This window comes from Breoghania corrubedonensis, assembly GCF_003053845.1.
Classification (GTDB): Bacteria; Pseudomonadota; Alphaproteobacteria; order Rhizobiales; family Stappiaceae; genus Breoghania; species Breoghania corrubedonensis.
The window spans coordinates 47810-72581 of the sequence record NZ_QAYG01000001.1 but is presented as its reverse complement, the minus strand read 5'-3'; the positions used below and the strand labels follow the sequence as shown (position 1 = coordinate 72581).

The following is a 24772-nucleotide window of genomic DNA, read 5'->3' as shown; positions in this document are numbered from 1 at the left end:
AGCAATCCAAACGGTTTTTGCCATCAGGATGCAAGGCGCTCTTCCGTCTCGATCCGGTGCAACTCGCCGGCCAGCTTCTTCTCGGCAATCTTGAGATCGTAGCTGGTCTGAAGGTTCATCCAGAATTGCGGCGACGTGTGGAAGAGTGCGGCTAACCTCAACGCCGTGTCAGTCGTGATCGCGGTTTCCTCCTTCACAACGCGCTCAATACGCGTGCGGGGGACGCCGATCTTGCGAGCGAGCGCACCGGCACTCAGGCCAAGCGGAACAAGGTATTCCTCGCGAAGGATTTCTCCGGGATGAACCGGAGGAAGAACGGCAGCCATTTCGGTTCTCCTTGGTCCTAGTGATAATCGACGATCTGGACATCGTGGGCATTGCCCTCTGCCCAGACGAAACAGATCCGCCATTGATCGTTAATTCGAATGGAGTGCTGCCCTTCCCGGTCGCCGCGAAGAGCCTCCAGGCGGTTTCCCGGCGGGGACCGCAGATCATTGAGGTCCGTGGCATTCTCCAGGATTGTGAGTTTGCGCACAGCCGAGCGAACCAAGTTTGAAGGGAAGCCCTTTGGAGCTTTACCTTCTGCAATTCGCTCCGTCGTCTTGTCCTTGAATGACCGTATCATCATCGCCTCTGATGAAATGTATCATAGCGTGATACACACCGAAGTCAAACAAAAAGTATCATGCGGCGATACAGCGGGTCTGGGGCGAGCCTGCTGACTTCCTACTGCTCTTCATCCAATCAGGAAAACAGACATGACAATTCCCGCGTTCAGGACGGGACGGGTTCAGGTCATGGGCGACGGTGTGACCGGCTCCGCCCAGATCGACTTTGTGTTCCACGATGCCGGCGATCTGTCCGTCATCGCGACGGATGCCCAGGGACGGAATACAGTCTGGACGCACGGGGACCAGTTCACCGTGAGCGGCGGCGCCTTCTCCACCGGCGCGATCCATTTCGATCCGTCGCTTCTCCCCGCCGGCTGCTATCTGACAATCGCGCTCGTCAGCGACTATGCGCAGGGCTACGCGTTCGACGGATCGAAACTCGATACGGCCGTCATTTCCAATGCGCTCGACAAGATGGCGCTGAGCATTCAGGCGGTTGAGGCGCGTGCCTCCCGATCGATCGCGGTCCCGGCCACTCAGCAAGGGGATCTCCCCGTGCTGGAAGTGCCGACGAGCTGGCCGAAGGGGCATGTCGCGCGAATGGGGGCGAACCAACGCCTTGAGACGGTCGCCTATGATCCGGAAACTCTTGCGGGCCACATGACTTCCTCGGCGGGCTCCGCCAGAGCCGCGGCGCAATCGGAACGCAATGCGGCGGCCGACGCGGCGGGGGCTTTGACGGCCCGACGCGGAGCTGAAGCGGCGGAAGAAAAGGCGATCGCCGCACGGCAAGACGCACAGAAGTTTGCTGAACAGGCGGAAAGCGCGGTGGGGGCGCCGGCAAGGCTTATCTCGGTCGCGTCTGTCGGCGGGATCGGTTCCACCAACGTGCAAGCGGCGCTGGAAGTGCTTGACCAGAATAAGGCCCCAACCACTGGCGTCGCCGGCAACTGGTCCGTCGGCGGGACGATTTCGGCCGGCGGCGATCTCATCTTGCGCCGATCGGCCGGCAATACCCGCGTGCGGGCGATTTCGGAGAAGGGCAGCGCCTTCATTGACGCGGACGCCCCGTCCGGCTGGAGCGCGATGTTCCGCTGGCTAACGGGCGGCATCAACCGCTGGTCTTTGCACGCCAACGCGACCCCTGAGACGGGAGACGATGCGGGCTCCAATCTCTCCCTGTCCTCCTATCATGACGACGGAACCGCCTCGGCGACGATCTTCGGCGTGGACCGCGCGAGCTCCGTCATGCGCGTCTATTCGGAGCTCCAGGTTCCAACGCAAACCCTGGGCGACAACTCCCTGCGGGCGGCGAACACGGCCTATGTCAACGCGGCGCGTGACGCGATCCTGTGGGTCCGCGACGAGCGGCCGAGCGGGGAGGCCGGCGGCTATGCGGACGCGACGAAGGTCTGGTTCGCGCGGCCGTTGCAGACGATCGAGGCGAACAACATCCCATCCGCGAGCCTTGCGGAAAACCGGGTGACGCTTCCCGCCGGCACGTATCTCGTTCACGGCGTTGCGGCCACCTATGCGACGAGTTCCACGCAGTTGCGTCTTCAGGACGTGACGCATGACGTCACGCTTTGCGAGGGCTCCGCCTACTACGCCAGATCAAAAGAAGCCAATGCAGGCACGTTGTGTGTGATCGGGCGTTTCGTGCTCGCCTCCGCCGCATCGGTCGAGTTCCAGCAATACGTCAACACCAACGCCGACCAGGCCCTTGGCGTGGCGGTTGGGCATGGCGGACCGGAGACATTCGCCGAGGTCATTTTCCGGAGGATCGCCTGATGAAATACGCCCTGGTCATTGACGGCATCGCCCGCACGATCAGTAAGGTTCCGGTGTGGTCCGTGGCGCCGCAAGAGGCGGTGGAGGAGATCGCGGAGACGGACGCGGACGGAGAGACCATCATCCTGCAACCGGCGCGCGCCGCTGTCGTCGGGGTGATCGCGGATGGCTGGCAGGAGGTCGAGGACGACGTGTTCGCCGGATACGTCCGCAGCGATGACGGGACGTGGAGCGCGCCACCGGCGCCAGCGCCGTCTGCCGACGAGCTCAAGGCTTATCTCGCGTCCATCCGCTTCGATGCGGAAACCGGCGGGCTCGTTGTCGACACGATGGAAATCGCCACCGATCGCGACAGTCAAGGCAAGATCCTGGCGGCGCGTGTGAAGGCTGGCGCGGAAGCCGGGTTCTCCACCACATGGAAGGCGCTCAACGGCTGGTTCGCCCTCGATGCGGCGGCGATTGTCGCGCTGTCGGACGCGGTGCTCGCCCATGTCGCAGCGTGCTTTGCGGCGGAAGAAACCGTCTCGGCTGCGATCAAGGCCGGCGACGTGACGACGCGCGAGGCCGTCGATGCGGCGTTTGAAGCTGCGAGAGGCGGCTGACCTTACCAGTACTGAAAATCAGAACATTCGCTGCCCGCTCCCAAGCGGGCTTTTTTGTGCCTGCATGTATGAGGATTACCCATGTCCTTTCAGAACTACCGCCAGTGCCTGGAATGGGTGCTGGCCTACGAGGGCGGCTATATCAACCACCCGAAAGACCCCGGCGGCGCTACGAACCGGGGCATTACGCAGCGCGTCTATACCGCCTATCGCAAACGCCTGGGACTGCGCCCGCAAAGCGTCAGCCACATCACGGCCGACGAGGTCGCCTCGATCTATCGTGGTCAGTACTGGGAGGCGATCAGGGGCGACAGTGTGCCCCCGGGGGTGGATTTCGCGGTGTTCGATTTCGCCGTGAACTCCGGCGTGCGCCGGGCGGTCAAGACGCTCCAGCGGGCTATCGGCGTGCGCGCAGACGGGATCATCGGCAACATCACGCTTGCCGCTGCCCGTACTGCCGATCCGGAAGCCTTGATCACTGCCGTCTGCAAGCGGCGCATGTCATTCCTGCACCGGCTATCCACCTTTGCCACCTTCGGGCGAGGCTGGACGCACCGCGTCGAAGGTTATCGCGCCCGCTTCCAGCCGGGCGATACCGGCGTTCTGGATCGCGCGATCCTGCTCGCCCGTGCCGCATCCCGATAAGCCGGGCTCTGTCCTTTCCGACAATCAGTCCTTTTCCGCGCCGGTTGGTCCCTGGCTGGCCGCGGCCTTGTTGTGCTCGATCAGGGACGATGGAGACTGATATGCGCATTTTCTCTGTGGTTCTCGGCCTTGCCGGTCTGGCGCTCACCTCCGGTTCGGCCTTCGCTGCGGATACCGCCTGGATTTCCACCGTGACGGGCTTCTGGTCCGACAACGCGGCGACGATCTGGAGCGTGCTCGCCTCGCTCGTTCTGGTCGCCAACGCCATCACGGCGGCGACCGCCACCAAGAGCGATAACCGGTGGTGGGGCTATGTGCTGGCGGTGCTGAATTTCCTGGCCCTCAACTTCGGCAAGAACACCAATGCCGACGCGGTGGCGACCATCGGCAACGCCTATGCAGCGAACGCCGCTCTCAACAAGGGCAACGGCGAGGATGCCGGCTCGTCCCCGGCCGTCTAACTGCTCATGACGTGGCTCAAGATCATCCTGGCCGCGCTCTCGCTGCTTCGGAAGTTCGTGGGGTTTCTTGGAGACAGGCAACTCCTCGATGCCGGGGCGGCGGAGGCGATAGCGGCCCAACTGGAGGCGTCGAAAGATGCCGCGAACAAGGCCGAGGCTGCGTCTGCTGCCGCCATTGCTCGGTTTGATGCTTCTGGCGGGGTGCCAGACGACAGCGACCCGAACCTTCGAGACTGACGTCTCCGATGCCTGCGGCGGTGTGTTGCAGCCGATCCGCTATTCGCGAAACGACACGAGAGAGACCCGGCGCCAGATCGCCGGGCTGAACGCAGCAATCGAAAGTCTGTGTGGGGATGCGCGGAATGAATGAGGCCGATTTAGCAGCCATGCGGCAACTGGTGAAAGAGGCGAGCCGGGAAGGGACGGGCGAAGCGCTGCGGCGCGCGGGTATCGACGTTGACGACCTGCGCGCCAGTCAGGCCGACATGCTGTTCCTGCGACAGGCCCGGAAAGGCGCCGAAGCCATGAAGGGCAGGATGATCACCGTGTTCGTGACGGCCGCGATGACAGCGGTTATCGCGGCTGTGTGGGCGGGGTTCAAGGGGGCGGTGAAATAGGGGGAGAAGGAGGAGCGCGAACGGCAGGTGGATCGCGTGAGCCAGGTGAGTTGCTCATGGAACTCCGGTCGGATTTGAAGTACCTGCGGGCGGCCGTGGAGCGCATCGAGGCGGAGCGGGGACGGTGAAGGGCCTTGGTGAACCTAAGCCTCCGCAAGGCAGCGTTCAGGGTGTTTTCCGACGTCGGCGGGGTACCGTTGGTAGGAATATAGATGGAACAAATTGTCCCGGTTTTGTCCGCGCTGGCTTGCGCGTTCTCAGTATGCTCCTGATATGTTCCGCATAAAACTGCATATAGAGGGAAATTCCTCCCCGCCGGATCTCCATGTATCTATATGAATTTATTCGTCTTTTTATGGTTTATATTTGTCAGGCTCATTTCTAGGAACTCCCTTGGTAAGGGAGAGGTCGAGAGTTCGAATCTCTCTGGCAGCACCATCATTTCCCGCACAATCGTAAAGACAGTCCGGTCCTTGCCTGCGATTTCATTTGTGACTCGTGCTCTGCCTGGCGTTGTCCGGAAATGTGCAGGTTGCCGCGTGTGACACCGGGGCGGCAGGCTGCTCTGTTGCTTGCTGGCTGTTGTCCGAGGCACCGCCCGGCCGTTCTCATGCCGGCCGTTGTTCTTCCTGATATCCGCGGGTCGCGGACACGCCTGGACCGGCACGCCTCCAAACGGGCTGCGGGGACGACAGGTCTGGCTGACAGCAAGCCATCATTCGCCGCCTGAGCGATCTCTCATCCCATCAAGGCCCCGCTTGCGAGCAGCCCGGTTTCCCGGCTCCGCCTTCGTGCGACTGTCCAACGCTGACGCCCGCCCGCGGACGCCGTCTTTGTGATCTTCCTCCCATTGCAGCGCCCGCGCTGGAAGTAGAGGGCGATGTCTGTCGTCTGCTGGAAAATATTCCGAAAATATATTTTCGAATATACGGGACTATCGGAGCTTGTGATGCAATATGTTTACATCATATTGGAGGCTTATTTATGGCCAACATGAATATACATGAAATTATCACTGAATTTGAAAATCATCCGGTCATAATTTTCCATGACAGGGCCATCGATTACAGAGAATTTGCCGAATTGCTTGACAGGCAGGCGCATTTCTTGTCCGCGAATTCGGTTCGTCCGGGCGAGGTGGTCGCTTTCGACGGGGTCTATACGCCCGAGACATGCGCCTTGCTTGTGGCGTTGATCGAAAATCGCAGCATCATCGTTCCGCTGCCGGCGGGGCCCGAGGCCAAGCGCGCCGAATTTCTGGATTTCGCCGAGGTCGAATGTCAAATCCTGGGCGATGGCACGGTCCGGCGCACAGCCCGGATTTCCGGGCATCCTCTCTATCAGAGACTGCGCGACGCGGCGGCCCCGGGACTGGTGCTGTTTTCCTCCGGCACCACGGGGCGCAGCAAGGCTTCGGTGCTCGATTTCGCGAAGCTGCTGGCCAATTACGACCGCAGCAAGCTGCGTCCGCGCCGCACGCTGGGCTTTCTGTCGCTCGACCATATCGGCGGCATCAACACGCTGATGAACACGCTGGTTCACGGCGGCTGCGTCGTCACCACGGCGGAACGCACGCCGCAGGCGGTGTTCTCCGCGATCGAGACCTATGGCGCCGACACGTTGCCCACGACGCCGACTTTCCTGACCATGAGCCTCCTTTCGGGCGAACTCGCCCGGCGCGATCTGAGCGCGCTCAAGCTGATCACCTACGGCACCGAACCGATGCCGCCGCAGACATTGAAGAAGCTCTGCGAAACCCTTCCCGGTATCCGTCTGAAACAGACTTACGGTCTTTCCGAAGTCGGCATTCTGCCCACCATGTCGAAGGACGATTCCTCATTGTGGATGAAGCTTGGCAGCCGCGGCTTCGAGCACAAGATCCTCGACGGAATCCTCTGGATCAAATCCGACATGGCGATGTTGGGCTACCTCAACGCGCCCGCTCCCTTTGACGATGACGGCTTCTTCAACACCCAGGACGCGGTCGAGATCGACGGCGACTACATCAAGGTGCTCGGCCGCAAGTCCGAACTGATCAATGTCGGCGGCGAGAAGGTCTATCCCAACGAGGTCGAGAGCGTCCTGCTGGAAATGGAGGGCGTCGTCGAAGCGACCGTTTCCGGCAAGCCGAGCGCGATCACCGGCATGGTTGTGCGTGCCGTGCTGCGGCTGAGCGAGCCGGAACCTGCTGCCACGCTGCGAGAGCGGGTGCGCGCGCATTGTGGGACGCGATTGGAGCCGTTCAAGGTTCCGGTCGTGGTCGAACTGACCGATCGGCCGATGCATTCCGATCGGTTGAAGAAGGTGAGGGCGGTTTGATGCAGATGCCGGCCCCCTCCCTGCCACGAGACATGTCCACCGCCGCGCTCGCCGCCGCGAAAGGGCAAACCGCCGTCGTCAGCGGCGGCAGCCGCGGGCTCGGCGCCACGGTCGTGCGCCGGCTTCTTCGCCAGGGCTGGAACGTCGCCACCTTCAGCCGCAGCGGGCCGCCCGATGTCGCCGCGTCGGATATCGGAGTGGATGCGGGCGAGCTGGACGAGCGCTTGTTCTGGCATCCCGCCGACATGGCCTCGGCTGACCAGCTGCGTGAATTCGCGACGCTCAGCATCGAACGTTTCGGCCGGATCGACTTGCTGGTGAACAATGCCGGCATGCTGGTGGAAGGGCTGCTCGCGATGACCGGCGAGAGCGACATCGAAAGGCTGATCGCCGTCAACCTGACCGGCCCGATCCTGCTCACCAAGGCATGCGTGAAGGCGATGATGCGTCACCGCCGCGGTGCGGTGATCAACATCTCCTCGATCAATTCGGTGCGCGGCCACCAGGGAGTGTCGATCTACACCGCCAGCAAGGCCGGACTGGACGGGTTCACCCGCTCGATGGCGCGCGAGCTCGGACCCTTGAACATCCGGGTGAATTCCATCGTTCCGGGCTTTTTCGCCACCGATCTGGTGGCCTCGCTCAACGAGAGCCGGCGTGATCGGATCGCCCGCCGCACGCCACTGCACCGGCTTTCGGACGTGGAACAGGTCGCCGATGCGGTGATGTTCCTGGCCTCGGATGCCTCAGCCTTCATTACCGGACAAACGCTCATTGTTGACGGAGGTTACACATGCTGACCGCGACCGAAATCGAACACAGGATCACCGAGCACGTCAGGCAGATCCTGCTCGCCAGCAACAAGCCCGCCGAGGGGCTGGCCGCCGACAAGCCGCTGGCGGACGGACTGGGCCTGGATTCGCTGGAAATGGCCGGGCTCTTCATCGCGCTGGAAGACGACTTCAAGGTCGATCCCTTCCTCACGCGCTTCTCCATTGTCGACATGCGCAGCATCGCCGATCTGACGCGCGCCTACAGCGCCATGACCTGCGAACCGGCCACCGCCTGAGCCAGGCCTGAGCCAGCCGCCGCGAAACCGGCGCCCCGAAAACCTGCTCAACACGCCAGCCCGACGAGGGGAAACATGACCAGTCCCGCGCAATATCTCCTTTATTCTCATGTCCCGGTGCAATCCGGCCAAAAACTGGAACTCGCCAACCGGCTTGCCGGGCGCGATCGTACCGGTTCGCGCGCGCACGCCACTTTCGCCGCGCTCGATGACGATGTCGTCATGGAACTCACCGCCTTCGAAAGCCTCGACACGCTCGGTGGCGTCCTCGCCGAGCGAGCCGACGCCGAACGCGCCGCGGTCGCGAATCTGGCCGGCGAATGGCGTCACGAAATCCTTGCCCATGTCGAGGATCTGGTTCCCGGCGAGGGCGCGATCACGGCGGCGCCGATGGTCGAGATGCGCCATATCGAGGTGCCGCCACCGCTCTATTCCGAATACCGGGCATGGCGCGAGCGCACGATCTATGCCGATCTGCGCGAGCGGCCCGAGATCGACGACTTCCGCTCATACCAGTCGGTGATGAGCACCCGGCCCGGGGTGATGTTCGTCGTCGGCTTTTCCGTGAACCCCGCCATCTACAGGGGCGCCTACCAGACGCCGTCCTATACCGACATCCTCAAACAGGCCGGCCAGCGCTATATCGCCGGCGGTCCGGCCGGTCTCGATTGCCGCATCTTCGCGCGACCCGATGCCTTCGCGGACCTTCTGGAGGTGGCGGCATGAGCGAGCGCTACGAACGCGGCCTGGCGGCGCTTACCGCCCTGAACGGTCCCGATGGCGTCGCCGTCATCGACAAGCTGAGCGAATTCGCGCCCGCCTTCGGCGAGCAACTCGTCGAGTTCATTTTCGGGGATGTCTACACGCGCCCGCAACTCGATCTGCGAACCCGCCAGATCGTCACCATTTCGGCGCTCGCGGCCATGGGTTTTGCGTTGCCGCAGCTCGAGATTCACGTGCGCGGCGGTCTGAGAGCGGGCCTGACGCGCGAAGAGCTCACCGAGATCATTCACCACGTGGCCGCCTATTCCGGTTTCCCGGCCGCGCTCAACGCGATGGCCGTCGTGCGTCGCGTCTGCGCGGAAGCCGAGGCCGCCGCCGCCGACACCCATTGAAGGAGCGTCACCATGGCTAAAGATGTCGCAATCCTGGTCGGGGACCGTTTCGACAACTTCGCACGCAACCCGGAGGTCTTCTGCCTGTCCGACTTCATGGCGACGACCCGGCTCGGCGCCCCGGTCGAAAAGCGGGTCTGCCTGGGCCAGGGCCTCTCGCCGGAGGAAGTGGAGGAACTTGGGACCGTCGTGCCCTCATGTGCGATGGCCGGCACGACGCCACAGCGCGCGGATCATGCGCTGACCCACAAGAGGGTCGCCAAGAACATCATGATCTCCCCTCCGCGCCGCATCGAGGCGGATCGCTTCGTCGCCGATCTGCTGCTCGATGACGAAAACGAGGTGATTGCGGATCACCAGACAGGTCAGCACATCCAGGGACTGGCGCTGATCGAGGCGGCGCGGCAGACGTGGACGGCCGTGTCGGAAGCCTTCCTGTTGAACCATGACCGGCCCACCCGCTTCGTGCTGGAAAGTGTGAACTCGAGCTTCGAGAGCTTCCTCTTTCCGCTGCCCGCGGAATTGTCGCTTGAGTTGCTCGAGGTTTCGCGCGCGCCGATGCAGTCGGTGTTCCATGTTCGCGTCGTTGTCACCCAGGTGGACCGGACCGCGGCGACGATCGAGGCCAGATACCGGGTCATCGACGAACGCATCAACGATCGCCAGGAGACCTTTGCGGCCCGGGCGGCCGTCGAGGCATTCCTTTCGGTTGGCGAGGCGGAGCTGGTGGAGGCGGAATGATGGCGACGTTGCGCAGTTACGAACTCGCCCTCACGACCCAGGGGCCGACCTATCCGCCGAGCGAACTGATGAACGAGGACGGCGACTTCGTCGTGATCGGCCGGATCAACCGGGGGCGGGCGGCCGATAAGGGCGAGGGCCCGGTGGACATCGAAATTCACCACGCGCACGGTACGGCGGCGGAATGGGGGGCGGCGATCGTCGCCGCCGACAGCCCGGTGCCGCCCTTCGGGGACAATGCGCCCTATCGGATCCGCCGCGAGCTTGATCTTGACAACCTTACGCGCGAGGACGCGGCGATGGCGCTCTGCACCTTGCCGATCCCGCTTCCGACAAACAACTACACGATCCGTTTCGCACCCGATCAGGCGAGCGCGCATGCCATGCGCGCACGGCCGAGCTATCCGCTGCACGCCGTTCCGATACCGGACCTGCGGCCTGAGGACGGATTGCAGCGGCAGACCCCGATCACGCTCGGCGAATGGATCGCGGCCAGAGGCAACCTGCAGGTCACGGTGGATGGCGACGGCAGTTCGGCCCTGTTCGAGATGGACTGCACGGGGCTGATCCCGAATTCGCTCTACACGATCATGAGCCTGCGCGAGCGCGATTTCGACCCTCAGGCGCCCACCCGTCCGGGCCCGCTCGGCATACCCAATGTCATGATCACCGACCGTGACGGCAACGGTTCCTTTCAGGCGCGTCTGCCCGATCCCTTTCCCGAAACGGATGCGCCCGACGGCACGAAGCGCAACCGGGTCATCAACGTCATTCTGCTGTGGATGAGCTACCAGATGAGCCACGGCGGGGCGATCGGCCTGTTCGGGCTCGGCGGCGACGTCCATGCCCAGCTGAAGCTGCCGGTCCCCGGCTTCGGCGAGTTCGTCACCCGCGCGGGGAGGAGTTGAGCCCGATGGACTGCCCGACCACCCCTCCGTCGCTTGAGACGGCGACCGCCATCGGTGAGCGGTTCGCATTTTTCGACGTCGATGAAACGCTTGTGAAATTCAAGTCGATGTTCTCGTTCGACGCGTTCTGGAGCTGGAATGCGGGACCTCTCGCAAGCCTGATCGGCGGACTTCGTCACCGCCGCTTCATGAGCCGGATGACGCGCTATGTCGAACATGGCCGTTCGCGCGAATTCATCAATGCCCTTTACTACAGCCGTTTCGCCGGCCGGAGCGAGGAACAGACCCGCTCGCTCGTCGCGCGCTGGTTCGAGCAGATGAAGGCGATGCCCGGAGGCATCTACATTCCGGCCACGCTCGAAATCCTTCGCGAACATCAACGCCAGGGCACCGCGATTGTTCTGGTGTCCGGCTCCTTCATCGAGCTTCTGGCTCCGATCGCGGAGGAGCTTGCGGTGGATCACATCCTCGCCACCCGCCTTGAGATCGTCGGCGGTCAATACACCGGCAAGATCCTGCCGCCGCAAATGATCGGAGCCGGCAAGGCGTTCGCGGCCCGCGCCCTGCTGGCCGAACGTCGCGCCGACGCGTCGGCGTGCTGGGCCTATGGCGATCACGTATCGGATCTGCCGCTGCTCGAGGAAGTCGGGCATCCGCATATCGTCTCCAGCGACCCCTTGATGAAGGAAATGGCCGAAGAACGCGGCTGGGGCTTCATCGAGCCGGATATCGACCCATTTGACCATCATTCAGGATTGTGACCATGCGACATTTGCTGATTTATTTCGAACTCGTCTGCTCCGCCCTGTTCTGGGGGCTTACCTTCAACGCCGCTCATCTGACGGTCAGTTCGCTGCCGCCGCTGACGACCGCGGCCATGCGCTTCGGTATCGCCGCGGTGCTGATGGCCGTGTTGCTGCTGTTCATGCAGAAGGGATGGACGGCGACGCTTGCGCGCAACTTCTGGGCCTTCCTCGGCATGGCGATCGCCGGCGTGGTCGGCTTCAATGCCTTCTTCTTCTTTGGAATGCAGTTCACCTCACCCACCAATGGCGCCCTGATCATGGCGACCAATCCGCTGGTCACCGCGCTGATCGCGCGCATCTTTCTGGGCGAACCGATCAGCCGCAACCACAAGGTCGGTACCACGATCAGCTTCATAGGCGTGGCCGCGTTGATCATGTTCGGCTCCAGGGGCGGAATGACCGAAGCCAATGTCGGCGACCTGCTCATCATCGGCGGCAATGTCAGCATGGCGCTCTATGGCATCATCAACAAGCGCTGGGTCAAGCAGAGCACCCCGCTGACGACAACCGGCATCACCACCATCATGGGCGGATTGATCCTGCTGGTGCTGGCCGTCTGGCGCGAGCCGGGCGCGATGACGCTTCAGCTTTCCTGGGAAATCTGGGCCGCGCTGATCTTCATGGGCGCCTGCGGCTCCGTGCTGGCTTACATTTTCTGGAACCGCGGCTTCCATGCCATCGGCGTCGCCGACACGGCCCTGTTTTTCCATCTGGTGCCGGTCTTCGCGGTGTTAGGCTCCTTCGCTTTCGGCCAGGAGGTGACGGTCGAACAGATCATTGCCGGCGTCGTCGTCATCACCGGTGTGATGATATCCTCCGGCGCCTTGAAGAAGTTCTGGTCGGTGCTGAGCGGGCCCTCGGTTGAAGTGCCGGCTGCCACGGAAGCCGAAGTATCCCGTGCTACGGAATAATCCCGGAGCCCCCCAGCGAACGAAAGGGAGTAAGTTCATGTATTGGGCCGTTTGGTGTGAAGATGGCGACGATGTCGCCGAACAGCGAAGCCAGAATTCCTCGGCGCATTCGCAGCACCTCAATGCCACGCCGATCCGGATGGTCATGGCTGGACCGCTGATCTCGGACGACGGGCAGAAGAGCACCGGCAGTCTGCTGGTTTTCGAAGCCGACACGCGCGAGCAGGTCGAAAAGCAGATGCAATCCGATCCGTTCGTGACATCGGGTGTGTGGACCAAGGTCAAGATCTCGGCCTTCAAGATGTCGCGCGAGACGATCTCGACGGCGGCCGAGGTCGGCTGACATGATGGCCGCTGCTCTTCTCGACATAATCTTTGCCGGCGGTGGCGCCGGCAAAGAGACCGCGGATGCCGGCCGGGAGGTGGTCGCATCGCTCTATTTCGTCCCCCAGGGCGGAGGTATTGCGCCACTCGTGCGGCGCACGCCATCCGGTCCCCGGCTCGTGACGGAGCCGGAGCTTGCGATGCCAGCCCCGCCGCCTGAAATTTCCGTCACTGTCAGCCGTGCGCAGGAGGCCAGTGTGCAGGCCCATCTGCTCGGTACCGGCTTGCAACCCGATGGCGGAGAGGTCGAGGGGATCATGGCGGTCGGTCTGCACCAGCTCGGCCCCCAGCTTCCTCCTCACGAGGCGGCGTTGGCCGCACGCGCGGCGGCTCTGTTGAACTGGCATCGCCGGGCCCGGCATTGCCCGATCTGCGGCGCACCGACGGTTCTCGGCGAAAACGGCGTTGCCCGGCGTTGCGTGGCCGAGGGGTGCGGCCAGGAGCACTTTCCCCGGCTCGATCTGGTGGTGATGACGCTGCCGGTCGATGGTGACTGGTGTCTGCTCGGCCGTCAGCCGCGCTTTCCCGAAGGGTTCTACAGCGGCTTTGCCGGCTTCGCCGAGCCGGGGGAGACGCTGGAACAGGCGGCGCGGCGCGAAACCCTTGAGGAAGCCAATGTCTCCTTGACGGCACTTGATTACCGCTTCTCGCAGCCCTGGCCGTTTCCCCACGCTGTCACCGTCGGGTTCATCGGCCACGTCGCCGACCGGGAGGCCGCACGCGCCGACGACGCCGAGATCGCCGAGGTGCGCTGGTTCCGGCGCGCAGAGATCGGCGAGATGCTGGACCGTGCGGAGCAAAACGGACAGCTGCGGATGCCGGGCGCGATTTCGCTTGCCCATCAGCTCGCCCGCGACTGGCTGGCGCGCTCCTCCGCTACCCCCAACCAGAGGTGATACCGCGATGTTCGTGAAAACCGATGACCTGACGTTTCATGTCGATCTCCAGGGGCCCGACGGCGCGCCGACACTGGTCCTGCTGCATTCGCTTGGAACCAGCCTGCATCTTTGGGATCCGCAGCTCGCCGCGCTTAAGCGCCGCTACCGGTTGCTGCGCCTCGACATGCGCGGCCATGGGCTGAGCGAAGCGGGATCGTCTCCCTTTTCTCTGGACGATCTGGCCCACGATGTCCTGAAGATCACCGGCAAACTGGGTATCGGCGACTTCTCTGTGGCGGGCGTATCGATCGGCGGCATGATCGCCCAGAGGCTCGCCGACCTGGCGCCGGACCGGCTCCTGTCCATGATCCTTGTCGATACCTCGCTGATCACCGCCTCGCCGCAAGCCTGGATCGAACGGGCGAGGGAGGTGCGCGAGCGCGGTCTCGACCACATGGTCGAGGGCATCGTGTCACGATGGGTCACCCCGGCCTTTCTGGACACGGTGGAGGCGGACGGGTTGCGTCAGATGCTGCGCCGCACGTCCATCGAGGGCTTTGCCGGCTGTGCCGAGGCTCTGGCCGGGGCCGACCTTCGACAGCCCGAAAACACCCGCGTGCCAACGCTCGTCCTTGTCGGCGACACGGACGTCTCGACGCCGCTTGCGGCTTGCCGGGAGCTGGCTGAGGCCCGGCGCGGCCGATTGATCCAGCTGTCCTCAGCCGCGCATATCCCCAATTTCGAGCAGCCCAGGGTGCTGGCGGCGGCGATGGAGGATTTTCTCGTCGAATACATGCCCGCTCCCCAGGTTGCGGCGTGAAGCGACAAGGCGAGGAAACCATGAGCGAACTGAGCGGAAAGATCGTCCTGATCACGGGCGCGGGCGGTGGTATCGGCGCCGCTTTGAGCCAATGTCTCTACGACGAGGGGGCCAGTCTGGTGCTGCAGAGCGCCGACCTGGAGGGGCTGCGGGCCAAGGCCGCGAAAGGCGGCTGGGATGACGCGCGCATTCTGTTGCAGGCCCATGACGTGACGGATGGCAAGGCGGTGGAAGCCGCCGCGTCCGAGGCGCTGGCGCGGTTCGGACGGATCGACATGCTGGTCAACCTGGCGGGCATCAACCGCTTCGGCGGCGTTCTGACCTGCCCGGAAGAGGAGTGGGACCGCGTCATGTCGACCAACGTGAAGGGTTACTTCCTCGCCGCGCGTGCCGTCGTGCCCGCGATGAAGGAGGCGGGGGCCGGCTGCATCGTCAACGTGTCTTCGATCTGGGGCGTGCGCGGCAACGCCAAGATGATGGCCTATTCCACGTCGAAGCATGCGGTCGAGGGCTTCACCGCCTCACTGAGGGCCGATGTCGCATCGAGCGGCATCAAGGTCTCCAGCCTGATCGTCGGCATCGTGGATACGCCGTTCCGCGAGGCGATGAAGGACCATGTGACCTTCACCGACGAGCAGTGCGCGATCATGCTGCAACCCGTCGACGTGGTTGCGGCGCTGCGCTACATGCTGTCGACCTCGCCGAATGCGCTGGTTTCCAGCCTGACGCTCGAAGCCTGGCGCCTGCAATAGGCGCCTTACGGCCCGCAAACGCTCCGCGCTCCGCGAGAGAGCGCGGGGGCTTCCGGGAAAAGTCTCGGGGCGAGGGAGCCGTCGCGGTCCGGGCTCCGGTGATGACGGTTGACTGCCGAGAATACGCACGCATTCAAGGCGCCGGGCCAACTTGCGCGCTCGTGCAAGCCGGCCGTGCCGCCTCTTGGCGTGCTCCCCTCGATAATGTCGGGGCCGGCCTTGTCGCAATCGACACGGTTGCAGCGGCGCCCCCATCCTGTTCCCGACGTCGCGCGGATCTGAACCTGCCGGCAGGTCGGCGACATGCGGACATCCGCCGTAGGGGGAGGGGCACGAGTGCCCTCAGCGCTTAACCCGAAGCCGACGTCTCCTCTACACGCCCGTGCGGCGGCACGCGGTAGAACGGGCGATGCCAACGGCTGTCGTCATGCGGCCGGCTCGGCCTTTATGCATCTTGTTGCAGTGCAGCAGCTTGGTATATGTTTATTAGATCGTCTCAAGACCGAGTGTGTCAGGTCGTGCAATTGAGCACGCGACGATCAATTTGATCTGGTCTCTGCAACTCGGATCGCGGGCGATGTCGATTGGCGCAGTCAATCGGGGGAGCTGCTATTTTTGGTGGATAAGTACATGAAATATATTCTTGAATCTGATCCCGACAAGCGGTCCTTGAAAGCAGTCGACCGGACCTATTTGCGATTAAAGGAGATGGTGATCAACTATGAGATCCTGCCCGGGCAGCCGATCCTCATAGAGGCCGTATCCCATCGCCTGAACGTCTCCGTCACGCCCGTGCGTGAGGCCTTGAACCGGTTGCTCTACGAAGGCTTGATCATCCAGCTCAACGGACGCGGATTTCAAAACCGGGCCATCGACCATGAGGAATTGACCGATTTGCTGGTCCTGCGCGGCTCTCTGGCTGTCAGTTCCCTGCATTTCCTGCTGAGCTCGGACCTTCGTCACCAGATCGAGGATATTCTTGCCGCTGGCCAGAGCGAGGCGGCTTCCGCAGACAACCTGCCCGTCTGCCGCACGGTTCTGCGGGCGGTCGGGAACCGGGAAATCCTGCGCATCTATGAAAACGTGAACGACAAACTGCACTATATCTGGTCGATCTATGCCGCTTCCGAGGAGGGTGCCAAACGCATCCGGGAATACACGAGCGAGCTCGAACGGCACTTGCGGGCTCGCGATCTGCCCGGTTCGCTGGATGTCATCTACCGCAACATCCAGAGACAGGTGCAGATGCTCGACGACATCATTCCCCAGGCCATTGGCCGGCTCTATGTCGCGCACGCGGAGCCTCAGAACCTGCGCAGACGTTTGAATGTACCGGCGGCGGAGACGTCGCGGCACGAACCGGAAGGTTGCCCGGTATTGTCGTGATGTCCGCCGGCGGGCTGGACAAGGTGGCATCGCTCGCGGGGAATCCCGTGCGTTGAAAGCGAAGCCAGTTTGGCCATCAGATCATGGCGGGCATGCCCGCCATGATCTGATGCGCCGATCGTCCCGGTTGTCCGGGCATGGTCTCCCCGCAAGCGCCGCGTCCAGGTGGCGCATGTCCGCAGCAGCTCCGCGTCGCGAGGGCCTTGTCGCGCCGCGCCATCGCGCTCGTTTTGGTTCGTGATGCCAGATAAATGCGCGGGGCGGGAAGTTGTTTCGGGGAGAAAAATCATTCTCTGCAACAACCAGGCACTCATGTCCGACAACATGTTGATTTAAAGATGTTCTTGAAAATTCAAATCAGGAAAATATCGTGTAATACAAAATTGAATAGGGGATTTTCCGTTAGGTTGGAAGCGCGTGGGCGACAAGTAACCATTCCTGATCGATTTCGCGTTGAAGCTCCGGGACGACGTGCACCTGCGACGATCGGTGCGTATTGCGGCAGCGGCAATCCCGGCGCGAGAGTGTGGTCCATGACCTGTGCCGGCCCCGGGTTGCGCTCGCTGCCCAAACGGGAGAGGCTTTGTGTCTGGGCGTTGGGATATAGAGGGAGGTTTCATGATGAAGACCGGTTTCTGGCGCGTTCTGTTTGCGGCGCTGCTGCTGTTTTCGGCAGGCGGCATGGTCCGTGCGGACGTTGTCTATCACCGCGGCAACGACTCCAATCCCGAAACCCTCGATCAGCACAAGACCTCCACCGTCTCGGAAGCCAATATTCTGGCCGATCTCTACGAGGGGCTGCTTGTCTATGACGCCGCTGCCCGGGTCTCCCCCGGCATGGCGCAAAGCTGGGATATATCGAAGGACGGCACCGTCTACACCTTCCATCTGCGTGATGCGAAATGGTCGAATGGCGATGCGGTGACGGCCGGTGATTTCGTCTACTCGCTTCGCCGCATCATGGACCCGGCAACCGGCGCGAAATATGCCAACATCCTCTATCCCATCAAGAATGCCGAAGCCGTCAACAAGGGCAAGGCGCGGCCTGCGGATCTGGGCGTGAAGGCGATCGACGACAGCACGCTCGAAATCACCCTGGAAGGGCCGACGCCCTATTTCCTGGAACTTCTGACCCATCAGACGGGGCTGCCCGTCCATCCCGCAAGCGTGGAAAAATACGGCTCCGATTTCGTCAGGCCGGAAAACATGGTCACGAACGGCGCCTACACGCTCACCCAGTTCACGCCCGACGACAAGGTGGTGCTCGACAAGAGCCCGACCTACCATGATGCGGCGAACGTGAAGATCGACCGGGTGATCTACTATCCGATGGAGGACCGTTCGGCCTGTGTGCGTCGGTTCGAGGCCGGCGAGATCGACAGCTGTTCGGACCTTCCGACCGACCAGATGGCCAGCCTGCGCGAAAAGTTCGGCGATCAGGTCAGGACGCCGCCCTATCTCGGCACCTATTATTACGCCATCCGCACAGACAAGGCGCCGTTCTCCGACGTGCGTGTCCGCCGCGCGCTCTCCATGTCGATCGACCGTGTCTATCTCGCCGAGGAGATCTGGGCGGACACCATGCTGCCGGCCTATTCCTTCGTGCCGCCCGGCATTTCGAATTATGGCGAACCGGCCTACGCGGCCTTCAAGGACGAGCCGATGCTCGACCGCGAGGATGAGGCGGCGGCGCTTCTCAAGGAGGCCGGCTTCGGCCCCGGCCATCCGCTCAAGGTGGAAATCTCCTACAACACGTCGGAAAACCACAAGAACACCGCGGTCGCCATCGCCGACATGTGGAAGGCGATTGGCGTGGAGACTTCGCTCATCAATCGCGACGGTGCCTCGCACTATGCCTATCTGCGTGACAAGGGTGATTTCGACGTCGCCCGCGCTGCCTGGATCGCCGACTATTCGGACCCGCAGAATTTCCTGTTCATGGTGCGCTCGGACAATCCCGGGTTCAACTACGCCAACTACGCCAATCCCGACTACGACGCGCTGATGAACAAGGCGGCGGTGGAGCAGGACCTGGAAAAGCGCGCCGGCATCCTGCATGAGGCAGAAACCATGTTCATGCGCGACGTGCCTTTCATTCCTCTTATGTTCTACTCGTCCCATTCCCTGGTCTCTCAGAAACTCAAGGGCTGGGAAGACAACGTCCAGAACAAGCACCTGACACGGTATATGGCGAAGGAGAACTGATCCGGCGGACCCCTTCGCATGCGTGGCGGCCTGGAGGCCTGACGATGCTGAAATACGCCTTGAACCGGCTTCTCGCGGCGATCCCGACACTGTTCGTCATCATCACCGCGGCGTTTTTTCTGATCCGGCTGGCGCCCGGCGGTCCGTTCAATCTGGACCGGCCGCTGGAGCCCAAGGTGATGGAGAACCTCAACCGCATCTATCACCTCGACGCTCCACTCTGGCAGCAGTATCTCGGCTATCTCGGCAATCTGCTGAGAGGCGATTTCGGCCCGAGCTTCGTCTACCGTGATTTTTCCGTCGCCCAGCTTTTCTCCTCCGGCTTGCCGATTTCCGTCCAGCTCGGGGGCTCGGCACTGGTGCTGGCATTGCTGATCGGCACCACGCTCGGCACGCTGGCCGCCCTCAGACACAACCGCCCCGTCGATCTCGGCGCGGTGACGGTGGCGACGCTGGGCATCACCATCCCGCCCTTTGTCGTCGCTCCGCTGCTCTCGCTCGTCTTCGGCGTGTGGCTCGGCTGGTTGCCGGCGGGCGGCTGGGGCGACGGAGCGTTCGCCTACAAGATCCTGCCCATCGTGACGCTGGCCCTGCCACAGGTCGCCGTCGTTACCAGGCTCACCCGCGCCGCCATGATCGAGGCCTTGTCCTCCCATCCCGTGCGCACCGCGCGCGCCTACGGCCTCAGATGGTGGACGGTCGTCGTCACCCATGCGTTGCGTTCCGCGATCCTGCCGGTGGTCTCCTATGCGGGACCGGCCGCCGCCGCACTGATGACCGGTTCCATCGTGGTGGAGACGATTTTCGGCGTGCCGGGCGTCGGGCGCTATTTCGTGCAGGCGGCGCTCAACCGCGACTACACGCTCGTCATGGGCACGGTCGTCGTCATCGCCTGCTTCGTCATCCTCTTCAATCTCGTGGTGGATCTGATCTACGCCCTGATCGATCCGCGCGTGCGCTACGGGTGACCCGATGAGCATCGCACGTCTGTCCGGTTCCGCTGCGCGTCACCCCGTATCCGGCCGCTCTCTCGGCGCCGATGCGATGCGGCGCCTTCGCGCCAACAGGGCGGCCATGGCAAGCCTTGTCTTCCTCATTCTCATGTCACTCGTCTGCGCCATCGGTCCGCATGTGACGGGCCATGCCTATGACGAAGTCTATCGGGCCTATGTCCGGGTTCCGGCGAGTCTGACGCCCTATCCACACGAAGACGACATCGCGCCCGAACTGAAAAAGGCGCTCTCCCGCACACGGCTCGATCTGGGGAGCGTCTCTCTCGCCGGGGAAACGGCCAGCATCGAGGTGTCGTCTCCCGGCCGTCCGCTCGACCCCCGCATCACCCGGTATGTCGATCGCAACGATCTCTTCTCCAACGCGCGGATGGCGGATATCTCCGCCGACGGTCAGTCCGGTCGAATCGTGGCCGATGTCCAGCGGATCTACTTTCTCTTCGGTACGGATCTGGCCGGCCGCGATCTCCTGACCCGCACGCTCTTCGCCGGACGTATCTCGCTGGCCATCGGCCTTCTCGCGACCCTCGTCGCCATGTTCATCGGCGTGACCTGGGGCGCGGTCGCGGGCTATCTGGGCGGAACTGTGGATGCCCTGATGATGCGCACCGTCGACGTCCTCTACGCGCTGCCCTTCATCTTCTTCGTGATTTTGCTGGTCGTCTTGTTCGGACGCAATTTCGTGCTGATGTTCCTGGCCGTTGGCGCGGTGGAGTGGCTCGACATGGCCCGTATCGTGCGCGGCCAGACGCTGAGCCTGAAGCGGCGCGAGTTCGTGGAAGCGGCCGAGGCCATGGGCGTCACCGCCGGCGGTATCCTCAAACGCCACATCGTGCCGAACCTTGCCGGGCCGGTGGTCGTCTACATGACGCTGCTGGTGCCCAAGGTGATCCTGCTGGAGAGCTTTCTCTCCTTTCTTGGTCTCGGCGTGCAGGAGCCGATGACGAGCTGGGGCGTCCTTATCGCGGAGGGCGCGCGCTCCATCGAGGCGATGCCGGGCCTGCTGCTTTTTCCCGCCGCCTTCCTGACATCGACACTGTTTGCCCTCAATTTCCTGGGCGACGGGTTGCGCGATGCGCTCGATCCGAAGGAGCGCTGACGATGGAGGCCCCCGTTCTTGCCACCACTGAAACCGTCTTCGCCTTGAAAAACCTCCGCGTGACCTTCGATACGCCCGACGGGCCCGTGGAGGCGGTGCGCGGCATCGATCTGGAGGTGGCGCGCGGCGAGACGCTGGCCGTCGTCGGCGAAAGCGGCTCGGGCAAGAGCCAGGCCGTGATGGCGGCGATGGGGCTGCTGCCGGCCAATGCCCGCGTCTCCGGCTCCGTCACCTATCGCGGGCAGGAAATTCTCGGGCTGCCGGTACGCGAACTCAACCGCCTGCGCGGCTCGCGGCTCACCATGGTCTTTCAGGAGCCGATGACCTCGCTCGACCCGCTCTACACGATCGGCCGGCAGATGTCGGAGCCGCTGGTGGAGCATGGCGGGCTTTCCTGGCGTGCCGCGCATGAGCGGGTGCTGGGCCTGTTGCGGCTGGTCGGCATAGACGCGCCGGAGCGCCGTGCCGCCTCCTATCCTTACGAACTGTCCGGCGGACAACGCCAGCGCGTGATGATCGCGATGGCGCTTGCCAACGACCCGGACGTTCTGATCGCGGACGAGCCGACCACCGCGCTGGATGTCACCACCCAGTCGAGCATCCTCAATCTGCTGAGGGATCTGCAGGAGCGTATGGGGCTCGCCATCGTCTTCATCACCCACGACCTCAACATCGTGCGCCGGCTTGCCGACCGCGTCGCGGTGATGAAGGAGGGTGCGGTGGTGGAGCAGGGGATGACGGACCGGGTGTTCGCCGCCCCCGCACACGCCTACACGCGCAAGCTGCTCGATGCCGAACCCTCCGGGCGAAAGGAGCCGGCACCAGCTTGCGCGCCCTTGCTGATGGAGGCCGAGGCAGTCTCCGTTTCGTTCGAGGTCGACGGCGGGATGTTCGCGCCGCCGAGCCGTTTCGTGGCCGTCAACGGCGTCAACCTCATCCTGAAGGAAGGGCAGACACTGGGGGTCGTCGGCGAATCCGGGTCCGGCAAATCGACGCTCGGCCGCGCGCTCCTTCGCCTTGTGCCCTCCAGCGGGAGGATCACCTTCGAAGGCGCGGATCTCTCCGGTATCCGGCCGAAATCGCTGCGCCGCCTGCGCAAGGAGATGCAGCTTGTCTTTCAGGATCCATACGGATCGCTGAGCCCGCGCCTCACGGTGGGGCAGATCGTGACGGAAGGATTGCTGGTGCATGAACCGGCACTGTCCTCGCGCGAACGCGATGCCCGGGCCTGTCAGGCGCTGGAAGAGGTGGCGCTCGACCCCATGACGCGCAACCGGTTCCCGCACGAATTCTCGGGCGGCCAGCGCCAGCGCATCGCCATCGCCCGCGCGATGGTGCTGAAACCGCGGCTGGTGGTGCTCGATGAACCGACATCGGCCCTCGACCGCACCGTGCAGACGCAGATCATCGAACTCCTGCGCGGCCTGCAGGCTGCCCATGGACTGACCTATCTGTTCATCTCGCACGATCTTGCGGTGGTGCGCGCCATGGCCGACGAGGTGATGGTCATGCAGCACGGCCGCGTTGTCGAGCGGGGCACGGCCGAAGACATCTTTGAAAATCCGAAACGCCCCTATACCCGCCTTCTCGTGGAGGCGGCGACGCTTCCCGGGTAGGGGGCGGGATGAACCCGACGACGCCTGCCCGCCGACCGGTATCCGCCGATCGGCGGACACGGCTTCGATTTTCCCGTGCATTCGCGGCTGCACTGACCTAAATACGGGGCCCGTTTCATCCTCGTATCGATTGACCCGCCATGACCGAAACCGTTCCCCGCTACGTCCTCAAGCTGCAATGCCCCGACCGGCCGGGGATCGTCGCTGGCGTCGCCAGCGCGCTGACGCGGGGCGGCGGCAACATTCTGGAAAGCGCGCAGTTCGACGATCTCCAGACGGGGCTGTTCTTCATGCGCGTGTGCTTCACCGCGCCGACGACGAAGCCGCTCTCCTCGTTCGAAGATCTGATCACCCCGGTCGCCAACGCTTTCGGCATGGACTGGGCGCTGCATGACGAGGCGGTCAAGCCGCGCATCCTGATCATGGTCTCCAAGTTCGACCATTGCCTGCAGGATCTGGCCTATCGCTGGCATATCGGATCGCTGCCGGCCGAGATCGTCGCGATCGTTTCCAACCACGAGCAGGCGCGTTCCTGCGCCGAGCACTACGGGCTGCCCTTCCACCACTGGCCGGTGACGAAGGAAAACAAGGCGGAACGCGAAGCGCAGCTGATCGATCTGATCGACAGCGAAAACATCGATCTGGTGGTTCTGGCGCGCTACATGCAGGTCCTCTCGGAGGAACTGTGCGGCCGGTATCCGGGAAAGATCATCAACATCCACCACTCGTTCCTGCCGGCCTTCAAGGGGGCTGCGCCCTACAGCCGGGCGCATGAGCGCGGCGTGAAGCTGATCGGTGCCACCGGTCACTACGTGACGACCGACCTTGATGAGGGCCCGATCATCGAGCAGCACGCCGAACGCGTGACGCACGCCAATTCGGCCGCCGAATTCGTCTCCATCGGCCGCGGCATCGAATCCCGCGTCCTGACGCGCGCCGTCATCGCCCATTGCGAACACCGGGTCTTCATCAACGGCATCAAGACGGTGGTGTTCTCGTAAGCGCGAGGGCTCACGTGTCCGACGCCGGCCGCATCGCCAGTTCTTCCGCATAGGCGAAGACCGCCGGCGTGCCGCCCGTGTGCCAGAACAGAACCCGGTCGTCCTCGCTGAATTCGCCGGCGCGGATCATCGCCAGCAGCGCGCCGAAGACGCGGCCGGTATAGACCGGATCGACAAGAATGCCCTCCGTGCGCGCCAGAAGCGCGATCGCCTCGCGTTCGAGATCGCCGACCACTCCGTAGCCGCCGCCCAGAAACCGCTCGTCGAGCGAAACATCGATGCGGGCGTGGTGCTTGCGCAGGTCGTGCAGTGCCGCCGTCTCGTTGGTCAGCCCGACGAGCCAGTCCGCATACGTGCCCCCGCCGTGCTCCTCCTTGTCGATGGCGATGCCGTGGATGGTCGTGTCGAGATCGTTGAGGGCCGCGCCCACCACCATTCCGGCATGGGTGCCACCGGAGGACGAAGCGACGAGGATATGCGTCGGTGCGGGGATCTCGCCGGCCCTGATCTGCGCCTTCAACTCGTCCATCGCGGCGACGAAACCGGACGCCCCGACGGCGCTGGAACCGCCATAGGGCACCAGACAGGGCGTGCGGCCCTGTTCCTCGAGCGTCTCGACCAGGCGCGGCAGGTCTTCGCCCTTGCGATGCTCGCCCGCCCAGTGGATTTGCGCGCCGAAAAGCTGGTCGAGCAGAAGGTTTCCGGTCACTCTCGATGGCTTCTCGCCACCCAGCACAAGGTGGCATTCAAGCCCGCTCATGGCGGCCGCCGCCGCCGTCTGGCGGCAATGGTTTGATTGCTGGGCGCCCGCCGTCACCACCGTATCGCAGCCCCTCGCGAGCGCTTCGCCGATCAGGAACTCCAGCTTGCGCACCTTGTTGCCGCCGATCGCGACGCCCGACTGGTCGTCGCGCTTGATGAAGAGGGAGGGGCGGGGACCTTGCGCGGCGAGCCTCCTTTCAAGGCGCGCCAGCGGATGAACGGGGGTTGGAAAGAAGCCGAGAGAGGCGCGGGGAAGCGACATG

Annotated in this window: 28 protein-coding genes and 1 tRNA gene; 26 read left to right on the top strand and 3 right to left on the bottom strand. The window is 63.5% G+C overall.

Annotated elements, in window-relative coordinates; all coding sequences use genetic code 11:
• Positions 1–23: 23 nt before the first annotated feature.
• A complete protein-coding gene (locus tag C8N35_RS00385; protein ID WP_107987667.1) occupies positions 24–326 on the bottom strand; it encodes a HigA family addiction module antitoxin in 303 nt (100 codons plus the stop codon).
• Positions 327–343: 17 nt separating this feature from the next.
• Complete coding sequence (locus C8N35_RS00380; RefSeq protein ID WP_107988980.1) at positions 344–625, bottom strand: type II toxin-antitoxin system RelE/ParE family toxin; 282 nt, start codon at positions 623–625, stop codon at positions 344–346.
• A 133-nt stretch (positions 626–758) separates the two neighbouring features.
• On the opposite strand from C8N35_RS00380, the gene C8N35_RS00375 reads away from it, so the two are divergent.
• The 26 genes from C8N35_RS00375 (at position 759) to purU (ending at position 23747) form a co-directional block, all read left to right on the top strand.
• Positions 759–2402, top strand: a complete 1644-nt coding sequence (locus tag C8N35_RS00375) for a hypothetical protein (protein ID WP_107987666.1) — start codon at positions 759–761, stop codon at positions 2400–2402.
• The gene (locus C8N35_RS00370) at positions 2402–3004 is read left to right on the top strand and encodes a DUF4376 domain-containing protein (RefSeq protein WP_107987665.1); all 603 of its coding nucleotides are present in this window, start codon (positions 2402–2404) and stop codon (positions 3002–3004) included. Before C8N35_RS00375 ends, C8N35_RS00370 begins: the two co-directional genes overlap by 1 nt.
• 81 nt (positions 3005–3085) lie before the next feature.
• On the top strand, positions 3086–3649 hold the full coding sequence (locus tag C8N35_RS00365) for a glycoside hydrolase family 108 protein (RefSeq protein WP_107987664.1): 564 nt from the start codon (positions 3086–3088) through the stop codon (positions 3647–3649).
• Positions 3650–3750: 101 nt separating this feature from the next.
• Positions 3751–4110 (top strand): hypothetical protein, encoded by a 360-nt coding sequence (locus tag C8N35_RS00360; RefSeq protein ID WP_107987663.1) that lies wholly within the window; start codon positions 3751–3753, stop codon positions 4108–4110.
• 6 nt (positions 4111–4116) lie between these two features.
• Complete coding sequence (locus C8N35_RS00355; RefSeq protein WP_107987662.1) at positions 4117–4347, top strand: hypothetical protein; 231 nt, start codon at positions 4117–4119, stop codon at positions 4345–4347.
• A gap of 125 nt (positions 4348–4472) precedes the next feature.
• Positions 4473–4727 carry a hypothetical protein gene (locus tag C8N35_RS00350; protein ID WP_146177319.1) on the top strand — a complete coding sequence of 85 codons (255 nt, stop codon included), beginning with the start codon at positions 4473–4475 and terminating at the stop codon, positions 4725–4727.
• Positions 4728–5054: 327 nt separating this feature from the next.
• Positions 5055–5165 (top strand) — tRNA-Thr (locus C8N35_RS00345).
• 546 nt (positions 5166–5711) lie between these two features.
• Complete coding sequence (locus C8N35_RS00340) at positions 5712–7046, top strand: class I adenylate-forming enzyme family protein (RefSeq protein ID WP_342753471.1); 1335 nt, start codon at positions 5712–5714, stop codon at positions 7044–7046.
• Positions 7046–7846: an SDR family NAD(P)-dependent oxidoreductase gene (locus tag C8N35_RS00335; protein WP_210203341.1), complete on the top strand. Its 801-nt coding sequence runs from the start codon at positions 7046–7048 to the stop codon at positions 7844–7846. Before C8N35_RS00340 ends, C8N35_RS00335 begins: the two co-directional genes overlap by 1 nt.
• Entirely contained in the window at positions 7840–8115 is a 276-nt protein-coding gene (locus C8N35_RS00330) for an acyl carrier protein (protein WP_107987659.1), read from the top strand. The genes C8N35_RS00335 and C8N35_RS00330 overlap by 7 nt, the downstream gene beginning before the upstream one ends.
• A 75-nt stretch (positions 8116–8190) precedes the next feature.
• Positions 8191–8841 carry a hypothetical protein gene (locus tag C8N35_RS00325; RefSeq protein WP_107987658.1) on the top strand — a complete coding sequence of 217 codons (651 nt, stop codon included), beginning with the start codon at positions 8191–8193 and terminating at the stop codon, positions 8839–8841.
• Complete coding sequence (locus tag C8N35_RS00320; protein ID WP_107987657.1) at positions 8838–9230, top strand: carboxymuconolactone decarboxylase family protein; 393 nt, start codon at positions 8838–8840, stop codon at positions 9228–9230. Before C8N35_RS00325 ends, C8N35_RS00320 begins: the two co-directional genes overlap by 4 nt.
• 12 nt (positions 9231–9242) lie before the next feature.
• On the top strand, positions 9243–9971 hold the full coding sequence (locus C8N35_RS00315; protein WP_107987656.1) for an AfsA-related hotdog domain-containing protein: 729 nt from the start codon (positions 9243–9245) through the stop codon (positions 9969–9971).
• A complete protein-coding gene (locus tag C8N35_RS00310) occupies positions 9968–10879 on the top strand; it encodes a hypothetical protein (protein ID WP_107987655.1) in 912 nt (303 codons plus the stop codon). Before C8N35_RS00315 ends, C8N35_RS00310 begins: the two co-directional genes overlap by 4 nt.
• Positions 10880–10884: 5 nt before the next feature.
• On the top strand, positions 10885–11640 hold the full coding sequence (locus C8N35_RS00305) for an HAD family hydrolase (RefSeq protein ID WP_107987654.1): 756 nt from the start codon (positions 10885–10887) through the stop codon (positions 11638–11640).
• 2 nt (positions 11641–11642) lie between these two features.
• Positions 11643–12596: a DMT family transporter gene (locus C8N35_RS00300; protein ID WP_107987653.1), complete on the top strand. Its 954-nt coding sequence runs from the start codon at positions 11643–11645 to the stop codon at positions 12594–12596.
• A gap of 37 nt (positions 12597–12633) precedes the next feature.
• Positions 12634–12939, top strand: a complete 306-nt coding sequence (locus C8N35_RS00295) for a YciI family protein (protein ID WP_107987652.1) — start codon at positions 12634–12636, stop codon at positions 12937–12939.
• 1 nt (position 12940) lies between these two features.
• Positions 12941–13876, top strand: coding sequence for an NAD(+) diphosphatase (gene nudC, locus C8N35_RS00290; protein WP_107987651.1), 936 nt, complete (start codon positions 12941–12943; stop codon positions 13874–13876).
• Positions 13877–13883: 7 nt separating this feature from the next.
• Positions 13884–14678, top strand: coding sequence for an alpha/beta fold hydrolase (locus C8N35_RS00285; protein ID WP_107987650.1), 795 nt, complete (start codon positions 13884–13886; stop codon positions 14676–14678).
• A gap of 20 nt (positions 14679–14698) precedes the next feature.
• Positions 14699–15430 (top strand): SDR family oxidoreductase, encoded by a 732-nt coding sequence (locus C8N35_RS00280; RefSeq protein WP_107987649.1) that lies wholly within the window; start codon positions 14699–14701, stop codon positions 15428–15430.
• A gap of 630 nt (positions 15431–16060) precedes the next feature.
• Entirely contained in the window at positions 16061–16816 is a 756-nt protein-coding gene (locus C8N35_RS00275) for a GntR family transcriptional regulator (RefSeq protein ID WP_107987648.1), read from the top strand.
• Positions 16817–17437: 621 nt separating this feature from the next.
• Positions 17438–19021, top strand: coding sequence for a peptide ABC transporter substrate-binding protein (locus tag C8N35_RS00270; RefSeq protein ID WP_210203410.1), 1584 nt, complete (start codon positions 17438–17440; stop codon positions 19019–19021).
• A 44-nt stretch (positions 19022–19065) separates the two neighbouring features.
• Positions 19066–19989 carry an ABC transporter permease subunit gene (locus C8N35_RS00265; RefSeq protein WP_107987646.1) on the top strand — a complete coding sequence of 308 codons (924 nt, stop codon included), beginning with the start codon at positions 19066–19068 and terminating at the stop codon, positions 19987–19989.
• A 4-nt stretch (positions 19990–19993) separates the two neighbouring features.
• A complete protein-coding gene (locus tag C8N35_RS00260) occupies positions 19994–21130 on the top strand; it encodes an ABC transporter permease subunit (protein WP_107987645.1) in 1137 nt (378 codons plus the stop codon).
• A gap of 2 nt (positions 21131–21132) precedes the next feature.
• Positions 21133–22746, top strand: a complete 1614-nt coding sequence (locus C8N35_RS00255; protein ID WP_107987644.1) for an ABC transporter ATP-binding protein — start codon at positions 21133–21135, stop codon at positions 22744–22746.
• Positions 22747–22886: 140 nt separating this feature from the next.
• A complete protein-coding gene (purU, locus tag C8N35_RS00250) occupies positions 22887–23747 on the top strand; it encodes a formyltetrahydrofolate deformylase (RefSeq protein ID WP_107987643.1) in 861 nt (286 codons plus the stop codon).
• 10 nt (positions 23748–23757) lie between these two features.
• On the opposite strand, the gene C8N35_RS00245 is transcribed toward purU, so the two are convergent.
• Positions 23758–24771, bottom strand: a complete 1014-nt coding sequence (locus C8N35_RS00245) for a D-cysteine desulfhydrase family protein (RefSeq protein WP_107987642.1) — start codon at positions 24769–24771, stop codon at positions 23758–23760.
• Between the last annotated feature and the right edge of the window lies 1 nt (position 24772).